This is a genomic window from Rhizobium sp. C1 (assembly GCF_021026335.1).
In the GTDB taxonomy this organism is placed as follows: Bacteria; Pseudomonadota; Alphaproteobacteria; order Rhizobiales; family Rhizobiaceae; genus Ensifer_A.
This window is the reverse complement of record NZ_JAJNCY010000015.1, coordinates 1-20406: the sequence shown is the minus strand read 5'-3', so window position 1 is coordinate 20406 and position 20406 is coordinate 1. Positions and strand designations below refer to the sequence as shown.

Below are 20406 nucleotides of genomic sequence, written 5' to 3'. Positions count from 1 at the left end.
GTTCCGGCAGATCGCGAGGGCAGCATGGCGAAGTTCTATTTCAGTTACTCGACGATGAATGCGGGCAAATCCACCATGCTGCTTCAGGCGTCGTATAACTATCAGGAACGCGGCATGCGCACGGTGATCCTAATTGCCGCCTTCGACGACCGGGCGGGCAGGGGGCGCGTTTCCTCGCGCATCGGGCTGTCGGCAGATGCGATCCCGTTTCAGGCGCAGGATGACCTGAAGCTGCTGATCGAGGAGCTGCTGAAAGACGGTCCGATTGCCTGCATCTTCATCGACGAAGCGCAATTTTTGACGCCCGAGCAGGTCTGGCAGCTGGCACGGGTCGTGGACCGGCTGAACATTCCGGTCATGGCCTACGGGCTCCGGACCGATTTCCGCGGTAAGCTGTTTCCCGGATCGCAAGAGCTCCTCGCGATCGCCGACGAGCTGCGCGAGGTGCGCACCATCTGCCATTGCGGGCGCAAGGCCACCATGGTCGTGCGGCAGGACGAGGCGGGCAGGGTGCTCAAGGACGGCGCGCAAATCGAGGTGGGTGGCAACGAGAAATATGTGTCCTTTTGCCGCCTTCATTGGGATGACAAAATGCAAGAGACTTGATGTCGGTCAATGCAAAGGCACGATGCGTGACGTACGAGAGTATGCCCGGGACTGTCCGGAGGGCAGGCTGGGCTCAATCGAGGTCTGAAAGGATTGAATATGGATGTTCGCATGCTGATGGCTGCCGTTGCAGTCACCGCCAGCGCGGGTGCGGCGCTCGCCGATGGCGACGCGACCAAGGGCGCGCAGGTTTTCAAGAAGAATTGCATGGTCTGTCATAACGCGACCGACGCCAAGGCAAAGGTCGGGCCGAGCCTGCAGGGCGTTGTTGGCCGTCCGGTCGCATCGCTTCCCGATTTCAAATATTCCGACGGCATGAAGACATTCGGCGCCGGCAAGACCTGGACCGAGGAAGAGCTCACGGCCTATCTACCGAATCCGAAGGAGCTTGTTCCCGGAACGAAGATGGCCTTTGCAGGTCTCAAGACACCGCAGGACATCGCGGATCTGATCGCCTATCTTAAGAACCCGCAGTAAGATGGTACAAGCCGGAGCGGCGGTGCTGGTCCGGCAGTCCATCCAACCTTGCCGACTCCTGACGGTTTTGCTATCTGCTGGTCATGAACATATGACTATTTGCGAATTTATCTTGTCGGCGTCTTGCCAGATATTGTAGCAGTTCAGGGGGAAGCCGCGATAGGCTTCGATAAAATTTGTCAGGTCGCGACCCGTCGGTTGCAGATCTTCGGCAGTGAGGGCGGGGGCCATTGCATGCGAGACGAACAGGACGACGCGTTCCAGCAGTTGATGCTGGACGCGGCGAAGGTCGGGATGTCCGAGCGGGAGATCGTCTCCTGTTTTTCCGAGTGGCTTCTCATCAACTGTTGGCGCTTCGATGGTAAAGACTTCCGCATTTTCGGAAATTTCCGCGGACCCGGCGACGAGGTCGAAGCTGTCGAACAGGATGGTTTGACATCTTTTCAGGGCAAGATGAGCGACGTGAAGCGCGCGCAGGTGCGGGAGCGGATTTTCAGCGCGCTGGAATCCGAAGCGCCCGCCATCGTACATTATTCCATGCCCGTCGATGATGGTCCGGTGAGGGACTTCGTATCCATCGCGCGCGCCACGCCGCAGCCGGACGGATCGCAGGGCCTGATCGGCGTTTCCTTCGAATGTTTCAAACCGCTTCGTCAGGTGGCGTTCGCAGAGTCGAGCGCGCGCGATGCATCCGCATGACCCTCGCAATGTCATGCGACGATGGAAACCCTCTTTCATTCTCGACCGGAGCGCCGAAGCTTGAACCTCTATTATGAACTGACGAACGACGGCTCCCCGGGACCCTTGCCTGCCTATCTCGACATGAGCGACGGGGATATTATTCGTCTTCTGCAGAGGCAGATTGCGATCGGGGTGTGGCGGTCGGATCTGGAAGCCGGACTGACCTTCTGCTCCGCCGAAGCCTGCCGCCTGTTTGGTTTGCCGGAAACGGAAGGCCCGATCGATTTCGGCATTGCGTCGAAGGCTATACATCCGGAGGATCACGATCTGGCGCTCGAGTTGATCGAGACGAGTGTCCGCGAGAAGGGTTCCTATCTGTTCGTCATGCGGGTCGCTAGCGGCGATGCCGGGCAATACAGGTTCGTTCGCGTCATCGGCCGTTACCGCGACAAGGCGAATGGTGGCGGTGAGATCATCGGCATTTGCCACGAAATTCCCGCGGCAGAGTGATGCTTCACCACGGGATCAGCGATCCAGGACGTCACGGATTTCCTGAATGTTTGACCGGACCCGGAGCACATAGAAGCCCATCGTGGCGAGATGGGTCGGCATGATCCAGCCGTCTTCGGCGCCATTCGATATGATGGCGGGCTGAATTTTCAGCGCCGACTTGAATTGACCCTGCAACCGGTCCCAAAGCGGGCCGAGATTGCGTTCCTTGACGACATTCGCAAAGTCGGCCCGCGTGGCGGTCAGGATGGCGTAATAGCCGTAGAGCTGGCCATAGGCGAACCAGAAGCGGTCGTCGGCACGCGTGTCGAACCAGCCGCCGCCATGATTTTCGGAGCGTTCGCGCAGAATGTCTGAGGTCGAACCGAGAGAACTTGCAATGCGATCGAGGAAGTCGCGCAGATTGTCGGCGCGCGCGTCAAAAGTCGCGGAGCAGCTGGAAAGCTCGCCATTATAGTTGTTCAGATCCTTGATCGCGGAGCGATACTGTTTCGGCGTTGGCGTAAGCGGGCCGAACGGATCGAGGCTCCAGTACCAGTTCTCCTCGCCATACTGCATTTTCGAGCGCGCGTTCTGCAGATTACTGTTGATACCTGATGTGCCGCGCATGCGGCCGAGCGAATCGACGAGCTCGACGGTGGCGCGGCGCACGGATTCGTTCACGCCACGCTGGAAATTCGCCTTGTTATCGAGAAAGGGCGTATGGTCCCAATCGATGCCGAAGAAGCCCAGCTTGTAGAGGATCATGGAGGAGATCCAGGCGTTCTGGTTCACATTGAAATCCGTGAGATCGATAGAGGCCTGCGTGACCGCCGATGGCTGGCAAGTCTGCGGCGTGCCATCGGGCTTGCTCGTCAGCGTCGCCCCAGCCGGCGCTTCGCGGGAGGGATATTTGTAGGCTTCAATGAAACCGGGATTGAAGTTGGTCCAGACCTGCGTTTGCCAGATGAAATGGCCATAGAGACCTATCAGAAGGACCACGGCCAGCGCCACCGGCCCCTTGATCATCCAATGCCGGTTCAACAGCCAGTTCGTCGCCCGGCGAAACGGCCAGACTACTGCCGATGCCACCCGGCCCAGGAACCGACCGAGGTTCAGGATAATCGTTTCGAAAAACGTGATGATCGGATCCAGCATCGATTTTGTCCCTTCCCGGCATCCCGGCTGGTCGAAACCGCCGGTGACTGGCTTATAGATAGTTCACGCCCTTGTGCGGTGCAATGACAGCCTGGGTCCGGGTTTTCTACTTTTGATACATGGTTCTTTGTAGATATTCTTTTTGAGAGAATTATATATTTCTAAATTTATGCACTGCATTCTTGTTGTGTAGAAAAAATGAAACCTTGAATGATCCAGAATCGGACAAACTCCGTAGCTCTATCCCTAATTCTGACGAGCGGGTTGGCGCGCGGATGAAACATTTCAGAAATCGTTAATGAATGCATGCAAGATTCTTCATAACTAGGGACAAGGCTTGTCCCGGGTATGAGGGGCTTTCGATGTTTGGAATGAATTCTGGCTTGTCCACTGCAAAGATGCGGGCAATCGATACTTTGCGCGCGAACGTGATGATCGCGGATGCTGATCTCCGGATCACCTATATGAATAAGGCGGTGATGTCCCTTCTTTCGGAGGTCGAGGCCGAGTTGAAAGCGGAATTGCCCCGCTTCTCGATGGAAACGCTGCTGGGCGCCAATATCGACGTCTTTCATAAAAATCCGACCTACCAGCGCGACATGCTGGTCAAGCTGACCAAGCCGCACAGTGCGACAATCCGCGTGGGGGCTCACTCCTTCGATCTCCTCGTCACCCCGCTGATGAAGGGCGGCAAGTCTGAAGGTTTCGTGGTCGAATGGGCGAATGCCAAGGAACGGTTGCTCAACAACGACTATCGCAATCAGATGGAAGCGATCTCCCGCGTCCAGGCTGTCATCAGCTTTACCCCAGATGGCACCATCATGACGGCGAACGAAAATTTCCAAAAGTCGATGGGCTATTCGCTCAACGAAATCGTTGGCAAGCACCACAGCATGTTCGTCGACAAGGACTATGCCGCCAGTGCCGCCTACCAGGATTTCTGGCGCGATATGCGCGAGGGAAAATTCCGCGCCGACGAGTTCGTGCGCTATGCCAAGAACGGCAAGCCGGTCTATCTGCAGGCGTCCTATAATCCGATCCTGGACGAGAAGGGCAAGGTCATGAAGGTCGTGAAGTTCGCGACCGAGGTGACCGACCGCGTGAATGCGGTTACGACGCTGGGCGATGGGCTGAAGGAATTGGCAGCCGGCAATCTTGACCAGCAGATCGATACGCCGTTCCCGCAGAACCTGGAGCGCCTTCGCCACGACTTCAACGATTCCGTCAAGCAGCTTGAGGCCGCGATCAACTCGATCGGTGCCAATGCCAACAACATTTCGTCCAGCGCCGAGGAAGTGCGCTCGGCAGCAGACTCGCTGTCCAAACGCACCGAGCAGCAGGCTGCTTCGATCGAAGAGACAGCCGCTGCGCTGGAAGAGATCACGACCACGGTGGCCGATTCTTCCCGCCGCGCCGAAGAGGCCGGTCAGCTGGTGGCCAAGACCCGCGAAAATGCGGAGCGCTCCGGCGAGGTGGTCAAGGAAGCCATCGAGGCCATGAGCGCCATCGAGAACTCCTCCGGCCAGATTGCCAATATCATCGGCGTGATCGACGAAATCGCCTTCCAGACCAACCTTCTCGCGCTCAACGCCGGTGTTGAAGCCGCGCGTGCCGGCGATGCGGGCAAGGGCTTCGCCGTTGTCGCAACCGAAGTGCGCGAACTGGCGCAGCGGTCTGCCAATGCGGCGAAGGAAATCAAGTCGCTGATCACCAAGTCGAGCGATCAGGTCAAGCAGGGTGTGGCACTGGTAGGACGCACGGGTGCGGCGCTGTCGGACATCGTGGTGCAGGTTCAGGACATTAACCGCAACGTCAACGCCATCGTGGATGCGGCGCGCGAACAGGCCACCGGCCTCAAGGAAGTCAACGCGGCCGTCAACAGCATGGACCAGGGTACGCAGCAGAATGCGGCGATGGTTGAAGAGTCCAACGCGCAGAGCGCCACGCTTGCCACCGAGGCCGAACAGCTCGCGGCATTGCTGCAGCAGTTCCGCACCCGTGGGGCAGCACAGGCCACACGACGCGCCGTGCCGGCACGCGGCCCGCAGGCCGCCACCCCGACGTCGCGTCCGGCTCAGTCGCCGGCCCGGCAACTCGCCAACAAGGTTGCAAAGTCCTTCGCAACCGGCGGGGCGGCCAGCGCCGCAGTCTCGGATTGGGAAGAGTTCTGAGCCATATCGGCTCGGCCGGATTTGCCGATTTCAAATATTCAGACCGCTTCCAGCCTTGCTGGGAGCGGTTGCGTATTTTAGCGTGCCTTAATCTTTTCGGGGCATCTTTTGTAAACGAATGGACTGATATGTTCCCCTTATGAAGTAACGGCTTGCCGTAGCGATCTACTTCGTGCCAAGTGGAAAATACCGGCAAAGCAAGAGGGTGCACGTGTTCAACATATCTCCCGTTTCACAGAACAACGTGTTCCGCAGGCGACGCGTTGCGCGACTGAACAGCATGATTGCCGACCACGTTGCCGCCAAGGGCCATTGCAGGCTGCTGGACATGGGAGGAACTACGGGCTTCTGGAGTGTCTGGCGCGATTTGCTCGATTTCGAGCACCTGACGATTACCTGTGTCAACCTGGCGGAGGTCCAACAGACCGACACGCCGGGGCTGCCGGTCATCGTCAGGGCCGGCAATGCCTGCGCGATGCCGGAATTCGAAGACAATGCCTTTGACATCGTTTTTTCCAACTCGGTGATCGAGCACGTGGGGCTTTGGCCGAACAAGATTGCCTTTGCAAAGGAGGCGCGACGTCTGGCGCCGAGCTACATGATCCAGACTCCGAACTTCTGGTTCCCGATCGATCCGCATTCGCGCTTTGCCTTCCTGCACTGGCTGCCAAGGACCGTCTCCTACCGGGTCCACATGATGATGCGCACCGGCTTCTATCCGAAGACATCCGATCTCGATGAAGCCATGAGATATGCCGAGGACGCCGACATGCTGGACACGCGTCAGATGGCGCATCTGTTTCCCGACGCCACCATCGAGACGGAACGCTTCATGCTCCTGACAAAGTCCCTCCTGGCCATTCGTCATTCCAAGCTCTGAAGCCGGTTCGACCCGGTCATGCTGCCACGGATCTCCTGGATGCAGAGGAGGCGCGCGCGCCCGGTGACGCGGACTGGCGGTTCAGCACGAACTGCCCCACGAGATTGACCAATCCGTCGACTTCCTGTGCCAGCGCATGGGTTGCGGCCGTGGTTTCCTCGACCATCGCCGCATTCTGCTGGGTGATCTGGTCCATCTGGCCAATGGCCGTGTTGATCTCGGCAAGACCGAGCGATTGTTCCTGGGAGGCGACGGCGATGCCGTCGATGTCGTCGGCTATGGCGGTGATATGGGATTCGATGGCCGAAAGCGCGTCGCCCGTCTGCCGCACCAGATCAACGCCGCCCGCCACTTCACGATTGGAGCGGTCTATCAGTTCGGCGATTTCCCGCGCCGCCCGGGCGGAGCGCTGCGCAAGCTCGCGGACTTCCTGGGCAACCACGGCGAAACCCTTGCCGGCATCGCCGGCGCGGGCCGCCTCGACGCCGGCGTTCAGTGCCAGAAGATTGGTCTGGAAGGCGATCTCGTCGATCACACTGGTGATCTTTGATATCTGCGCGGATGCTTCCTCAATACGGGCCATGGCGACAATGGCATTCTGGACGATACCGGCAGACGAGGTCACGTTGGTCTTCGCATCGCCGGTACGAGCCCGCGTGGCCGCCGTACGTTCTGTCGCATTGTGGACGTTGGTGGTGATTTCCTCGAGCGCAGCCGCGGTCTCTTCGAGCGCTGCAGCCTGCTGTTCCGTCCGCCGTGCCAGCTGATCGGCCGAGGTTCCGAGCGTCTGGGCACTGACCTCGATTTCCTGGGATTTCGCGAGAATATTGGCCAGGACCCGCTGAAAGGCGGCCAGCGAGGCATTGAAATTGTGCCGGAGGGTTTCATACTCACCCTTGAACGGCCTTTCCAGAGTCGTCTCTATGTTGAAGTCGGCAAGCCGCTTCAGACCGTTTCCGAGTTCCGTGACAATATGTGTCAGATCGGCGGCATATTGGGCCTGCTCGGCGGCATGTTCAGCGCGCTCCCGGTCGGAAAGCGTGCGTGTGCGTGCGGCCTGTTCCTCCAGCGCGCGCCTTTCAAGGCTTGCACTGCGCAGGACGGCAATCGCTGACGCCATGGCGCCGATTTCGTCTTTTCTGCTGGAGAACGGCACCTCCTGCTGATGGTCACCTGCCGTCAGGCGATCGAGATAGGCTGACATTTCGAGGACGGGCACGATGCTCCGGCGCCTGAAGATCGCGAGGCCTGCCCAAAGGACCGCCAGTGCACCAGCCGCGGCACTCGATGCGAGGACGGTGAACAGGATAGCGTCCCGCTGCGCTGTCTTTTCGCGGGTGGCGAGATAGTTGGACGATTCTGTCACGAGCCGATCGACGGCTTCCTTCTGGGCATTGAACGTGTCGCGCAAACGGTCGAATGCGCGCATGGTGATATTCGCGTTAGGCTGTTTCAGCGCGGGGAGCGCCTCCTTGTTCATCACCGCCCAGAAGCCTGCACTGGTCTGGCGGATGTCATTGGTGACCAGCTTCCGGATTTCGGGAGGGATGTCGGAGCCTTCCCAGAAGGCGTAGCGGGTGTCGAATTCCTTCTGGAGCTCGCCGATCCGCTTGATGTTGCCATCGGTCATTTCATTGTGAATGACGGCTTCTGTCGCGTGCAGATAGGCTTCGACCACGAAGAGCGGGGGCGGGAGGATGTCGGCGATCAGATCCTTGGCATCAATGATCTCCCTATAGGCGGGTCCCTGAATTCGGACCTTCTGAAGCGTATATCCCATGGTTGCGAAGGCTGCGACGAAAGCGACCGTCAAAACGCAAGCAAAGGCCATCAGGCTCCGGGAAATGGTGAGGTTCACGGCAGTCCATCCTCTCAAAATACGGCGGTTTCCAGCCGCGGCCCGCATTGTCCCGGCCCGTGCAACAGGATCGAAACATTCGGATGTGCAATTTCATGTTGTGAAAGATTTGTCTAAAATTCTAATCAATCTGTTAACCACAATCGCCACAGGGGCAGGATTCCTGCAATTATCCCTAAAGTTAGTGATATCTAAAAGTATATATATAGGTGTGTTCAGAGAGGGGTTGCCCGATCAGGCGGGGGGACGCTGACGGGTTCACCAGCAGTACCGAAAGTCGCCCTTGCGTTTTATCACGTCGAGGTGGAGATGGGTTTCATGCGCCGCATCGCTGCCCGGGCCGAGAACCGTCGTGAAGAAGAGGCAAGCGGACGCGGTGATGGCGCGTTCGAACGCGCCAGTCAGCGTGGAGTCCTTCTCTCGCGGCTCGATTACGAACGTCTTGCCATCGGAGAAGGTGAAGCCGGCAATGTCTATGGCGTTGCCGTGGGCATGTTCCGAGATCTTGCCGCTTTCGGCATGGTTGCGGTTGCGGCAGGCATAGCTGGTGGCCTGGTTTACCTGGACGATCGGCGAAGCCTTCGGTCCGAAGGCGAGTTCGGCCGAGGGAATGACGATGGCTTTCGTCCAGCGGGTCAGGGCTTCTGCCGTCTCGCAGCGCATGGTCGCTTCGGGCTCCAGTTTGATGCCGGGCAGGACGCTACGCACGGTGAGCGGCTTGTCGATGCCACAGCCATTGCCGTCATCGATCGGCTTTGCTTCCGAAAAGTCGATGCCGGCGTCCTTGAGACGAGACAGGCAGGCGGCATAGGCTTCCGGGTCTTCCTTCTCGACGGGCGGGACTTCCGCTTTTGGTTCGGTGGGAGCCTCCTTCGTTTCGCTATTCTTGTCGGACCTATCCTTGGGCTCACCCGCCTTTTCGGGTTCCGGTTTGGCGGGGCCGGTGTCTTCTTCCGGCGCCTTCGGTTTGTCTTCGGACTTCGGGCTGTCTTTCTTGTCCTCAGGCGTGGTTGCCGGGACCGGGGTCTTGGTCTCGCTGGCAGCGTCCGGTCGCTCCTTAGGCTTTTCTTCCGGGATCGGCGGCGATGCGGGCGCAGTGTCCGGCCGCGTCTCCGGCACGGGCACCTTATCACCGGGGAGGGGGACTTCTGTGGGGAGCGCTGGCGGGGCGGCCTTCGCCGCAAGTCCGTTGAGGCTGGCAAACGCCAGGGCCAGCAGAATGATACGTCCTTGCACCATCGTACCTCCGAGGATGGAGATGAAGATCAGAAGCCTTAACGCGTCATTTGCAGATCCGGTTCCGATGGCAGTTTCGAGGCGAAAAACGGCCCTTGCCAGTCAGCCCGCGTCGCTGTAACAATCCCGACCATGAAAAACGCTCTGACGATCGCTAACTGGTGGTGGGCTCGCTGAAAGGCGGCCATTGCCAGTTGTTGTGTCAAGCAAACGCTGAAGCCGCCCCGGAAAATTCCAGGCGGCTTTTTTTGTATGTGCCGTTTGGAATTGGGGCTGAACGGAAGAAGAGGACGACATGAATACGCGTGTTCTGGATGACGGTTCCGAACAGTATGTGACGAAGGGCGGGGTCATAGTCTCCCGCAAGCGTCGCGAAGTGCCTTACGAGAACGCCATCTCCAGCTATATCGACAGGCTGGACGAGCGGCGCGGGGCGGTTCTGTCCTCGAACTACGAATATCCGGGCCGCTATACGCGCTGGGACACCGCCGTGGCCGATCCGCCGGTCGGCATTTCCTGCAACGGGCGCACGATGTGGGTCGAGGCCTTTAACGGTCGTGGCGAAGTGATCCTCGAGATGATCGCCGAGCGTCTGGCGACGGTTGCCGACCTCAAGATCGACGCCAAGGCGGCGCGCCGTCTCGACTTCACCATCCTGCCGCCGACCCGCGTCTTCATGGAAGAAGAGCGCTCCAAGATGCCGACGGTGTTCACGGCGCTGCGGGCCATCACCGATCTTTTCCATTCGGCAGAGGATTCGAGCCTCGGTCTTTACGGCGCCTTCGGCTACGATCTGGCCTTCCAGTTCGATGCCATCAACCTGAAGCTCGAACGCCCGGCCGACCAGCGCGACATGGTGCTCTTCCTGCCCGACGAAATCCTCGTCGTGGACAATTATTCCGCCAAGGCCTGGGTTGACCGCTACGATTTCGAGAAGAATGGCGCAACGACCAAGGGCAAGCCGTGGGATATTCCCGCCGACCCGTTCAAGCCGACCGACACGATCCCGCCGCGCGGCGATCATCATCCGGGCGAATATGCCAAGCTGGTGACCAAGGCGAAGGAAAGCTTCCGCCGTGGCGACCTCTTCGAGGTCGTGCCGGGGCAGAAGTTCATGGAACGCTGCGATAGCAAGCCCTCGCAGATTTCGCGGCGGCTGAAGGAGATCAACCCGTCGCCCTATTCCTTCTTCATCAATCTCGGCAACCAGGAATATCTGGTCGGCGCATCGCCTGAAATGTTCGTGCGCGTCACCGGCCGCCGCATCGAGACCTGCCCGATCTCGGGCACGATCAAGCGTGGCGAGGATGCGATTGCCGATAGCGAGCAGATCCTGAAGCTCTTGAACTCCAAGAAGGACGAGTCCGAACTCACCATGTGCTCGGACGTCGATCGCAACGACAAGAGCCGCGTCTGCGAGCCCGGTTCGGTCAAGGTCATTGGCCGCCGTCAGATCGAGATGTATTCGCGCCTCATCCACACGGTGGATCATATCGAGGGGCGTCTGCGCGAAGACATGGACGCCTTCGACGGCTTCCTGTCGCATGCCTGGGCCGTGACCGTGACCGGTGCGCCGAAGCTCTGGGCCATGCGCTTCATCGAGGCGCATGAGAAGAGCCCACGCGCCTGGTATGGCGGCGCGATCGGCATGGTCGGCTTCAATGGCGACATGAATACCGGTCTCACGCTGCGCACGGTGCGCATCAAGGACGGGATTGCGGAAGTCAGGGCAGGGGCCACGCTCCTCAACGACTCCAACCCGGAAGAAGAAGAGGCCGAAACCGAACTGAAGGCATCTGCCATGATTGCAGCCATCCGCGATGCAAAGGCCGGGAATACCGGCAAGGCCGGCCGTGACGTCGCCAAGGTGGGGGTCGGCGTGAAGATCTTGCTGGTCGACCACGAGGACTCGTTCGTTCATACGCTGGCCAATTATTTCCGCCAGACGGGTGCGACGGTGACAACCGTGCGCTCCCCGGTGGCGGACGAGGTGTTCGACAAGGTCGATCCGGACCTGCTGGTGCTGTCGCCCGGACCGGGCAGCCCGAAGGACTTCGACTGCGAGACGACGATCAAGAAGGCGCGGGCGCGCAAGCTACCGATCTTCGGCGTCTGCCTCGGCCTGCAGGCGCTGGCGGAGGCCTATGGCGGTGAACTGCGCCAGCTTGCGATCCCCATGCATGGCAAGCCGTCGCGCGTGCGCGTGCTGGAAGCCGGCACGGTCTTCTCGGGCCTTGCCAAGGAAGTGACTGTCGGCCGCTACCATTCCATCTTCGCCGATCCGGCGACGCTCGATCGTGATTTCATCATCACGGCCGAAAGCGAGGATGGCACGATCATGGGGATCGAACACGCCAAGGAGCCGGTGGCTGCCGTGCAGTTCCACCCGGAATCGATCATGACGCTGGGGCAGGATGCCGGCATGCGGATGATCGAGAATGTTGTGGCGCATCTCGCCAAGCGCTCGAAGGTGAAGGCGGCGTAAGCCCTCGCCATCAAGCTCTTCAATCATCAAATGCGGTGCCCCGGGCAGGGGCGCCGCCTTTTGCATTCGGGCTCACCGCTTGGCCGGCGGAGCCTCGACGATCAGCGAAACGATGCGACGGACGATCGGCACTGCGACGATCGCTGCCGGGAAGGCGATCGGATAGGTGATCATCCATGCACCAAGGGTGCGGGCGCCGAGATCGGGCGCAAAGCCGACGGCGCTGTATGTCGCTGCGGCGGACACAAGTCCCGACATCATCAGGGAGAGGATCATCGGCGAGACGATGTGGGTGGCATGGTGCGGCAGCTTTCTGATGCGGCCGTGTCTGGAAACTGCGGTGTGCATTGGGTGTCTCCTCAGTGGGATTGAATGACAGGCACACTGTACCTCCGCGCTGATATGTGCAAAATTCCCATAATTATCTCTTTCAATGTGAATATATGAACATGCTGAACTGGGATGACTTGAAGTTCCTTCTTCTACTTGAGGAAAGGGGATCTCTGGCGGCGGCGGCGAAGCGGCTGGGCGTTGACCATGTCACAGTCGCGCGGCGCATCGCATCGCTGGAGGACGCGCTGGGTGCCAAGCTCGTTGACCGGCGGCAGAAGCGAACGGTGCTGACGCAGGCGGGGCTGCGGATCGCTGCGCATGCGCAGCGGATGCAGGAGGAGGTCCATGCACTGGAGCGCACGGCCTCGAGTATCAGGCCGGAGGTCGCCGGGCCTCTTTCCATCAGTGCGCCGGCGCTGGTTGCGGCCGAAGTGATTGCGCCGCACCTTGGGGCGTTTCTTCAAGCCCATCCCGCCCTTGAGGTCACGCTGCGGGGCGATGTACAGACGGTGTCGATCACGCGTCGTGAGGCTGATATCTCGGTCCGGCTTTCCGCGCCCGCCGATCCGACATTGATCCGCCGGCAGGTGGGGACATTACGATATCGCTTTCTGGCAAGTTCTGCCTACGCGGCAGAAACAGCGTTCGCGGCCTATCGCTATGTCCTGTTCGACCAAGGCAACGATCTCCTGCCCCATGAGGCTTGGATGAAGTCGCTTGCCGGGCCGCCCTTTGCCATTGCGCTGCGGAGCAATGACCTTGCCATTCAGCTGGCTTCGGTGGCGGCGGGCGCCGGTGTGGTGGCCGCGCCGGAAATCCTGGGGCGCCGCTTCGGACTGGTGGACGCTCATCCGGAGAAAGCCTTCTTCGACCGCAATGTCTGGCTTTGCTGGCATGAAGACCAGCGGGGGCAACCGGCCATCGAGGCCGCGGCCGCGTTTCTGGCCGGATGTTTTCGACCGGCGGCGGCACCGTGATCCCGGCGACCATGCCAGGCTGGTGAGGAAGGCCGAAGAATACTTCCGTCAGGACAATTTCATTGTTCACATTCGCTCGGACATTGAGCGCAACGGCAAGAGCCGCTGCTGCCGGCGGCTTCAGGCTTTTTCCACTGTGCTTGTCCCCTTCCGCCGCAGGGCGCGCAGGAGCAGGGTGGCAAGCGGGCCAACGAGGCCGATCAGCGAGGAGTCGAAACGACCGCGCAGAAGATTGCCGGCAAGCGTCAGATCCCCGGTGGCGGATTTGGCTTCGGTGATCAGGGCGTCGAGCGCGGTGGCGTGGAGTTCCAGCGCGAGCTGCAATTCCTTGCCCGGCTTTTGCGCTCCGGCGATCAGCACCAGCAGAAGCGCGAGAAAGAAGCTGGCAGCGGCGACGACAAGTGCAGCGATGACCGGCCCCCAGAGATCCTTGAGGAACTGGAAGCCGGCGATCCCGAGCATGATGAGGCCGAATGCTCCGATGACGAGGGCGACCGCGAGCAGGGCGATCTGTGACAGGCGCGCGCGGAATTTCAGATCCGCAATCACGGAATCGATCCGGATCAACACTTTCAGCGACTGGATAAGGCTGTCTACACGCATGATGGCGTTCCTATCTGAGAGCAATACGGCCGATCGTCAGCCCCAGAAGGAAGGCGGCGGCCATGGCGGCAAGGGGGTGATCTTCAATGGTGCTCTCGGCTTCGCCGGCCTTCGAGACGAGAAAATTCTGGAGTTCTGCAAGTGCGTCGGCGTCCGGCTCGGCCTGGGGTGCCCGTTCCATTTCCCGGGCGTCGGGAGCGGCGGGCCCTGCCGCGTCAGTCTGAAGAGATTTTACCTCTTTGAGCAGCTGTTCCAGTTCCTTGCGGATCGTCTCAAGCTCAGCCATGGGAACGCCTCGTGCCTCGGTGTCTTTGGTCGAGCGGCCAGTTTACGCGGCCCGTTCCACCGCTCGTTGACATGTATCAAATGGGTGGCGTGGCCTTCGAATATAGCTTGTGCTGTGAAAGTATAGCTTACGCTAAGTCTTGGAGAATAAAGGGAAATTTCTGTGTTCTTTTCATTTGCGCCTTGCTCTTTCGGGCATGGCCGGATATGTCGCGGCAACTCAACACATCATTGAAAGGGGCAGAGCCATGGATGCCGAGACATCCCGCCTGATCCGCCGTATTGCTTTCTGGGGCATTCCGCTTTCCCTTTTCGTCATGGGACTGAAGGCGCTTGCCTGGTACGTCACCGGCTCGGTGGCCCTGCTGTCCGACGCGATGGAATCGACCGTCAACGTGATTGCGGCGGCCATAGCCTATGGCGTGATCAGCTATGCGCAGAAGCCGGCCGATGACGATCACCAGTTTGGGCATCACAAGGCCGAATATCTCTCGGCGGTCGTCGAGGGAATGCTGATCATCATCGCGGCGGTCATGATCGTCTGGGAGGCTGTCGGCCATCTGGCGCATCCTGCCGCCATGGATGCGCCAGTGCTGGGCCTGGTGATCAACGGGGTGGCAGCGATCATCAACGCCGTCTGGGCCTGGCTGCTCATCAAGGTCGGCATCCAGCATCATTCGCCGGCGCTGAAGGCCGACGGGCGGCATGTGTTCTCCGACGTCGTGACCTCGGCCGGCGTGATCATCGGCCTGATTCTCGCGACACTGACGGGTTACACAATCCTCGATCCCTTGATGGCGATTGGCGTGGCGATCAATATTCTCTTCGAGGGCTGGAAGGTTGTCTCCCAGTCGGTCAATGGCCTGCTCGACCGCGCGGTGACGGCGGAAGAGGACGAGGCGATCAAGAAGGCGATCGCCGAAAATGCGGCCGGTTCGCTGGGTGTCCACGATCTGCGCAACCGCCGCGCCGGCCCGGCCGTGTTCATCGATTTTCATCTTGTCGTGCCTGAGAGCATGCCGGTCGGGGAAGCCCATGATATCTGCGACCGGATCGAGAATGCGCTGCACCAGGTGATTTCCGGCGCGAGCATTGCTATTCATATAGAGCCCGAGGGTGAGAAGCCGCATGGGGTGCGCGTGAATATCGCCGCCCACAAGCCGCTGAAGAAACGGGTCTGACAAGAAGGAACAAGAAGATGAGCAAGACCGATGTTTCGGGTCTGACGCAGCTGGGCGCTGCCGTCGAAGCGCCGAAGACGCCGGAAGAGGCGGTGCTGGAGCGTGTGCCGAACGGCAACGAGGGCACGAAATATGTCGTGCGCTTTACCGCGCCCGAATTCACTTCACTCTGCCCGATGACCGGGCAGCCCGATTTCGCGCATATCGTGATCGATTACGTTCCGGGAAAGTGGCTGGTGGAATCGAAGTCGCTGAAGCTCTTCCTCTTCGCCTTCCGCAATCACGGAGCGTTTCACGAGGATTGCTCGGTCTATATCGCCAAGCGCATCATCGACCTCCTGGAGCCGGAATGGCTGCGCATCGGGGCCTACTGGTATCCGCGCGGGGGCATCCCGATCGACGTGTTCTGGCAGACCGGCGAACCGCCGAAGGGCGTGTGGCTGCCGGATCAGGGCGTGCCGACCTATCGCGGGAGAGGCTGAGGGCGGCTTAACCGCCCTCCCACCATATCAGGCATAATTGCTGTCGTCGGAGCCGCCGTCGTCGAAGCTCGAGTCATCGTAGTCGGCATTGTCGTAGCCATCGGTGTTCTGCGTGGCGTCGCTCATATCTGCGAGTGCGGATTGCTCGGTTCCGTTGTTTCCGTTCTGCCAATCGTTGGACTGGCCGGGCTGGTTGCCATTGTCGAAGAAGTTGTTGACCACGGTTTCTTCAACAACGGGGGCTCCTGCCACACCGCCGGCGCCGAACAGACCGCCGGTGCCGAAATGCGGGGCGAAAAGGCCGCGCACGGCGTCGGCCATCAGCATGCCGCCGGCCACGCCGGCTGCCGTCGTCATGGCACCGGCAAGAAAGCCGCCGCCGCGCGAGGGCTGCTGGGGGGCGGCGTAGGACGGTTGTGAAGGCTGGCCCGGCTGTGACCAAGGACCGGGCTGAGGTGCCGCGCCCCGGGTATAGCCGCCATCATAGGCCGGAGCCTGCGGGCCGGAGCGGCCCCAGGGGCCGGGCTGCGACTGGGGTGTCTGTGCGCCCTGACCCTGGGCATTGCCGCCAAACAGAGAGGAGAGGCCGGAGAGGAAGCCGCCCTGCTGACCCTGTTGTTGGGCCTGCTGCGCGCTCGCGCCCTGCTGCAATTCCTTCACCTGCGCTTCGAGCTGGCCGATGCGGGCGGCAGAGGCCTCAAGGCCCTTTTCCTGCAGGATGACGGCCTGGGCGAGATAATAGGCGGCATAAGGATGGCGGGCGAGTTCGTCACGGATCATCGCCTCTGCTTCCGGATCGCGCGGCGTCGAGGCAGCCTGGCCGACGCGGGCGAAAAGTTCGTTGAGCAACTGGCGTTCCTCGGGTGACATGGTCGGCTCCTTCAAGAGTTCGCGAAGATTACGCTCCTGACGTAGGACGCGGACGTGAAAGTTTCGAGTCAAGCGGCAATTAAATGTCTGTAATATTCCGCTTCGCCCGCGCCTTTTCCCGTTCGCACCCGGCGCGCTTTGACATGGGACTTGCGGGCGTGCAATGAATCCTCGAAGTATATTCAAGTCGTTTCTGGCTTCATGGCGATTGTCTTACACCTCCTGCGGCATGCGATAGGAAAAAGAAATGATCGAAAATGTTCCCGAGAAATATATAACATTTTCTCCGGAACATCACGCCTCTGAAAGACTTTTCTTGGCAGGGACGCCGCCTGCGCCCTTCAGCGAAAACCAAGGAAGGTAAGATCATGATGAACAAGATTGCAGTCGCGATGATCGTCGCATCCATGTCCGCCCTGCCGATGGCATCTGCCGCCTTTGCACAGAGCGCAGATGGTACCAGCCAGTCTGGCCAGAAGCCGGTCGATCCGAAGACGGGTATGCCGACCAATTGCCGCGCTGGTGACACGGCCTGCAGCAAGACCGATCCCAATGCGCCGGACGCCGGCACCACCGGTGCCATCGGCACGAAGGGCGCGATGGACAGCACCTCCGGCACACAGAGCATGGACAAGATGGGCAATCCATCGGCTCCCGATGCTTCGCCGAAGTGTCAGACCGGCGACAACGCTTGCGACCCGAACGCCAAGAACTGATGAATGCCGCATGCGCGGCGGAAAGGGGCGAGGTCACTCTCGCCCCTTTTTGCGTGCATCAACTCATTTACCATTCGTCCGGCGTCACGAAGCTTTCTCCCACTCGGCCATTGTCTTCAATCTGCGAAGCGATTACCTGTGGGTGAATCAGACTTGGACAGGAAGGTTGCCGATGAACGAAGAAGACGACGACGACAAGAAGACAGAAAAGCCGCTTGGCAAGGACGCGGAGGCGAATCTTTTCAAGTCGCGATCCATCTTCATCTATGGCGGCATTACGCAGGAACTGGCCCAGCGCGTTTGCGCGCAGCTTGTTGCACTGGCCGCTGCCAGTGACGAAGATATCAAGATTTTCGTCAACTCGCCGGGCGGTCATGTCGAATCGGGTGACTCGATCCACGACATGATCAAGTTCATCAAGCCGAAGGTCTGGATTATTGGCACCGGCTGGGTCGCATCTGCCGGCGCACTGATCTACGTTTCGGTTCCGAAGGAACAGCGCCTTTGCCTGCCGAACACGCGCTTCCTGCTGCACCAACCGTCGGGCGGCACGCGCGGCATGGCGTCGGACATCGAAATCCAGGCCCGCGAAATCATCAAGATGAACGAGCGCCTGAACAAGATCTTCGCTGCGGCCACCGGCCAGCCGGTCGAAAAGATCGCCAAGGACACGGATCGCGACTACTGGCTCTCGGCTGAAGACGCCCAGAGCTATGGTCTCGTTTCCAAGATCATCACCAGCCAGTCCGAAATCGGCTGAACTGTTTGATCTGACATTCAAAGGTCTCGCGCTTTAACCGGCGCGGGGCCTTTTTTGTTTCGCGGCGATGGCGGTGCGCAGCACCTGCACTTCGTCGGCGGTCAGCGCGCGAACCTCGCCCTTCGGAAGGTCCCCCAGCGGCAGCTCGCCGATCGCCACGCGCACCAGACGCAGCACTTCTATGTCGAGTGTTTCCAGCATGCGGCGGATCTGGCGGTTCTTGCCTTCGTCCAGCTCGATGTCCAGCCACGCATTCTTGTCGCCCTCGCGCAGGATATCGGCGCGGCGGGCCTGCAGACGGTCCCCGTCATGCTCGACGCCAGTGAGAAAGGCGGCGAGCTTTTCCGGCGCAACGAGGCTGTCGATCTGGACGTGATAAGTCTTCGGGACATGGGTTTCCGGATCGAGAAGCGCTTGCGCGAATTCCGTGTCGTTGGTGAAGAGCAGCAGGCCTTCGCTGGCCTTGTCGAGCCTGCCCACGGGCGAGAGATGCGCGTGGTCGAGATGTTTGAGGCACTCGTAGACGGTGGGGCGGCCTTGCGGATCGTGGCGTGTCGTCACCAACCCGCGCGGCTTGTTCAACATGTAGTAGACGAAGGTTTCCGTTGCGACCGGCTTGCCATCCACCGCGATCTTCGACGTCGCGAGGTCCACCCAGGTTTCCAGCTGCGTGGTGTTGCGGCCGTCAATCGTGACCCGACCGGCCAGAACCAGCGCCTCGGCTTGCGTGCGCGAGCAGAAGCCGAGCTTGGAGAGCGCCCGCGCGATGGTAACACGCTTGCCTCCATCACGCGGTTCCGGCGCACGGCGCGGGGCAGGCGGCTTTCTGTCGTTCGGCCTTCGCATTACATCCTTCACAAAGTCATGCCACGGTTGACCCGTTTCCAGCGCTCACATAAAGCCTGAAACACCCTGCAGCCAAGCCCGGCCAGAGAGAAAACGACGAGCGAAGACCATGCAGAACATCGACGACATCACCCGCGACCTCCTGACGCTTCGCGATTACTGGCGCTATGCCATCTCGCGCTTCAATGCGGCGGACCTGAGTTACGGCCATGGCACGACGACGGCGGCGGACGATGCGGCCTTCCTGCTGCTCGATTCACTCGACCTGCCGATCGATGTGCTCGATCCGTTTCTCGATGCGCGGCTTCTGCCCGACGAGCGCCGGCTGCTGGCCGAGCGGATCGAGGATCGCGTGACGAGCCGCAAGCCGTCCGCCTATCTCACCGGCCGGTCCTATATCCAGGGCGTGCGCTTTCATGTCGACGAACGCGTGATCGTGCCGCGTTCGCATATCGGCGAAATCCTCTTCACCGAATATGGCAGCGAGGAGGGCTCTTCCTTCCTGCCGGACCCGGAACTGGTCGAAAGCGCCGTCGATATCTGCACGGGTTCCGGCTGCCTTGCCGTGCTCGCCGCCAAGTTCTACCCGTTTGCGTCGGTGGATGCGGTCGATCTGTCGGAAGACGCGCTGGAAGTTGCGAAGATCAATATCGACGAGCACGATGTCGAGGATCAGGTGACGCTGCATCACGGCGACCTCTTCGAGCCGCTCGCCGGCCGCACCTACGACCTCATCATCACCAATCCGCCTTACGTGGACGCCGAAACCTTCGCGGCCTATCCGCCGGAATATCAGGCCGAGCCCGAAATGGCGCATACGGGCGGGGAAGACGGTCTGGACCTCGTGCGTGTGATCCTCGCCGAAGCGCCGAAGCACCTGAACCCCGGCGGCGGGCTGCTTTGTGAAATCGGTTCGGGACGGGATATTCTCGAAGCCGAGTTTCCGCATCTCGAGTTTCTGTGGATCGAGACGGAGAATGCGCCGGATTCGGTGTTCTGGATCACGGCGGAAGCGCTCGGGGTGGAGTGAGGCTCGCCTTCGTCCGTGGCTAAAGACCCCTCCCCACCCTCCCCACAAGGAGGAGGGGGACCGTGGGGCACCCGTTTCCCGTGTCTCGACATTCGTGCAAGCGGCGCACCATGGGGTGGCGGCTATTTCCAGGCTGCGGTTTGTGGCGGAGGGCGCGTCTTTCCGTCTCCCCCCTTGTGGGACCGTTGCATAATGCGATGTCTTCGCGGCTGGGAGATTGTTAGACGTGCCTTATCGAGCCCGGCCTCTGTTTTGGCCGGGTTTTTGGTCGTTTGGGTTGGC

The 20406-nt window shown here is 60.4% G+C and carries 21 protein-coding genes; 13 read left to right on the top strand and 8 right to left on the bottom strand.

Annotated elements, in window-relative coordinates; all coding sequences use genetic code 11:
* Window positions 1–24: 24 nt before the first annotated feature.
* From LQK83_RS21255 to LQK83_RS21240, 4 genes are all read left to right on the top strand, one after another.
* Window positions 25–606 carry a thymidine kinase gene (locus LQK83_RS21255; protein ID WP_230839489.1) on the top strand — a complete coding sequence of 194 codons (582 nt, stop codon included), beginning with the start codon at window positions 25–27 and terminating at the stop codon, window positions 604–606.
* A 99-nt stretch (window positions 607–705) separates the two neighbouring features.
* A complete protein-coding gene (locus LQK83_RS21250; RefSeq protein ID WP_230839488.1) occupies window positions 706–1083 on the top strand; it encodes a c-type cytochrome in 378 nt (125 codons plus the stop codon).
* 99 nt (window positions 1084–1182) lie between these two features.
* Complete coding sequence (locus LQK83_RS21245; protein WP_230839487.1) at window positions 1183–1782, top strand: hypothetical protein; 600 nt, start codon at window positions 1183–1185, stop codon at window positions 1780–1782.
* 60 nt (window positions 1783–1842) lie between these two features.
* Window positions 1843–2274 (top strand): PAS domain-containing protein, encoded by a 432-nt coding sequence (locus tag LQK83_RS21240; RefSeq protein ID WP_230839486.1) that lies wholly within the window; start codon window positions 1843–1845, stop codon window positions 2272–2274.
* Window positions 2275–2289: 15 nt separating this feature from the next.
* Here the strand turns inward: LQK83_RS21240 and LQK83_RS21235 are convergent, their stop codons facing one another.
* On the bottom strand, window positions 2290–3411 hold the full coding sequence (locus tag LQK83_RS21235; RefSeq protein ID WP_230839485.1) for a DUF2333 family protein: 1122 nt from the start codon (window positions 3409–3411) through the stop codon (window positions 2290–2292).
* 362 nt (window positions 3412–3773) lie between these two features.
* Here LQK83_RS21235 and LQK83_RS21230 point away from each other — a divergent pair, with 362 nt between their 5' ends.
* Entirely contained in the window at window positions 3774–5582 is a 1809-nt protein-coding gene (locus tag LQK83_RS21230; RefSeq protein WP_442966810.1) for a methyl-accepting chemotaxis protein, read from the top strand.
* Window positions 5583–5793: 211 nt separating this feature from the next.
* Window positions 5794–6462 carry a class I SAM-dependent methyltransferase gene (locus LQK83_RS21225; protein ID WP_230839483.1) on the top strand — a complete coding sequence of 223 codons (669 nt, stop codon included), beginning with the start codon at window positions 5794–5796 and terminating at the stop codon, window positions 6460–6462.
* A 16-nt stretch (window positions 6463–6478) separates the two neighbouring features.
* On the opposite strand, the gene LQK83_RS21800 is transcribed toward LQK83_RS21225, so the two are convergent.
* Window positions 6479–8320: a methyl-accepting chemotaxis protein gene (locus tag LQK83_RS21800; protein ID WP_230839482.1), complete on the bottom strand. Its 1842-nt coding sequence runs from the start codon at window positions 8318–8320 to the stop codon at window positions 6479–6481.
* Window positions 8321–8578: 258 nt separating this feature from the next.
* On the bottom strand, window positions 8579–9559 hold the full coding sequence (locus LQK83_RS21215) for an extensin family protein (protein WP_230839481.1): 981 nt from the start codon (window positions 9557–9559) through the stop codon (window positions 8579–8581).
* Between the two features lie 292 nt (window positions 9560–9851).
* Between LQK83_RS21215 and LQK83_RS21210 the strand changes: the two genes are divergently transcribed.
* Window positions 9852–12041: an anthranilate synthase gene (locus tag LQK83_RS21210; protein ID WP_230839480.1), complete on the top strand. Its 2190-nt coding sequence runs from the start codon at window positions 9852–9854 to the stop codon at window positions 12039–12041.
* A 72-nt stretch (window positions 12042–12113) separates the two neighbouring features.
* Here the strand turns inward: LQK83_RS21210 and LQK83_RS21205 are convergent, their stop codons facing one another.
* Window positions 12114–12389: a DUF2798 domain-containing protein gene (locus LQK83_RS21205; protein WP_230839479.1), complete on the bottom strand. Its 276-nt coding sequence runs from the start codon at window positions 12387–12389 to the stop codon at window positions 12114–12116.
* A 95-nt stretch (window positions 12390–12484) separates the two neighbouring features.
* Here LQK83_RS21205 and LQK83_RS21200 point away from each other — a divergent pair, with 95 nt between their 5' ends.
* On the top strand, window positions 12485–13351 hold the full coding sequence (locus LQK83_RS21200) for a LysR family transcriptional regulator (RefSeq protein ID WP_230839478.1): 867 nt from the start codon (window positions 12485–12487) through the stop codon (window positions 13349–13351).
* Window positions 13352–13471: 120 nt separating this feature from the next.
* Here the strand turns inward: LQK83_RS21200 and LQK83_RS21195 are convergent, their stop codons facing one another.
* Together LQK83_RS21195 and LQK83_RS21190 are read right to left on the bottom strand one after the other, a co-directional pair.
* Window positions 13472–13954: a hypothetical protein gene (locus tag LQK83_RS21195; protein ID WP_230839477.1), complete on the bottom strand. Its 483-nt coding sequence runs from the start codon at window positions 13952–13954 to the stop codon at window positions 13472–13474.
* Between the two features lie 10 nt (window positions 13955–13964).
* Window positions 13965–14240, bottom strand: coding sequence for a hypothetical protein (locus LQK83_RS21190; RefSeq protein ID WP_230839476.1), 276 nt, complete (start codon window positions 14238–14240; stop codon window positions 13965–13967).
* A gap of 247 nt (window positions 14241–14487) precedes the next feature.
* Between LQK83_RS21190 and LQK83_RS21185 the strand changes: the two genes are divergently transcribed.
* Entirely contained in the window at window positions 14488–15420 is a 933-nt protein-coding gene (locus LQK83_RS21185) for a cation diffusion facilitator family transporter (protein WP_230839475.1), read from the top strand.
* A gap of 17 nt (window positions 15421–15437) precedes the next feature.
* Window positions 15438–15902 (top strand): preQ(1) synthase, encoded by a 465-nt coding sequence (gene queF / locus LQK83_RS21180; RefSeq protein ID WP_230839474.1) that lies wholly within the window; start codon window positions 15438–15440, stop codon window positions 15900–15902.
* Between the two features lie 27 nt (window positions 15903–15929).
* On the opposite strand, the gene LQK83_RS21175 is transcribed toward queF, so the two are convergent.
* Window positions 15930–16772: a DUF2076 domain-containing protein gene (locus LQK83_RS21175; RefSeq protein ID WP_230839473.1), complete on the bottom strand. Its 843-nt coding sequence runs from the start codon at window positions 16770–16772 to the stop codon at window positions 15930–15932.
* Between the two features lie 368 nt (window positions 16773–17140).
* On the opposite strand from LQK83_RS21175, the gene LQK83_RS21170 reads away from it, so the two are divergent.
* Entirely contained in the window at window positions 17141–17488 is a 348-nt protein-coding gene (locus LQK83_RS21170; RefSeq protein ID WP_230839472.1) for a hypothetical protein, read from the top strand.
* 172 nt (window positions 17489–17660) lie between these two features.
* The gene (locus LQK83_RS21165; RefSeq protein WP_112628171.1) at window positions 17661–18248 is read left to right on the top strand and encodes an ATP-dependent Clp protease proteolytic subunit; all 588 of its coding nucleotides are present in this window, start codon (window positions 17661–17663) and stop codon (window positions 18246–18248) included.
* A gap of 33 nt (window positions 18249–18281) precedes the next feature.
* On the opposite strand, the gene LQK83_RS21160 is transcribed toward LQK83_RS21165, so the two are convergent.
* Window positions 18282–19094 (bottom strand): pseudouridine synthase, encoded by an 813-nt coding sequence (locus tag LQK83_RS21160; RefSeq protein ID WP_230839471.1) that lies wholly within the window; start codon window positions 19092–19094, stop codon window positions 18282–18284.
* Window positions 19095–19203: 109 nt separating this feature from the next.
* On the opposite strand from LQK83_RS21160, the gene prmB reads away from it, so the two are divergent.
* The gene (gene prmB, locus LQK83_RS21155; protein ID WP_230839470.1) at window positions 19204–20124 is read left to right on the top strand and encodes a 50S ribosomal protein L3 N(5)-glutamine methyltransferase; all 921 of its coding nucleotides are present in this window, start codon (window positions 19204–19206) and stop codon (window positions 20122–20124) included.
* The last annotated feature ends 282 nt before the right edge of the window (window positions 20125–20406 follow it).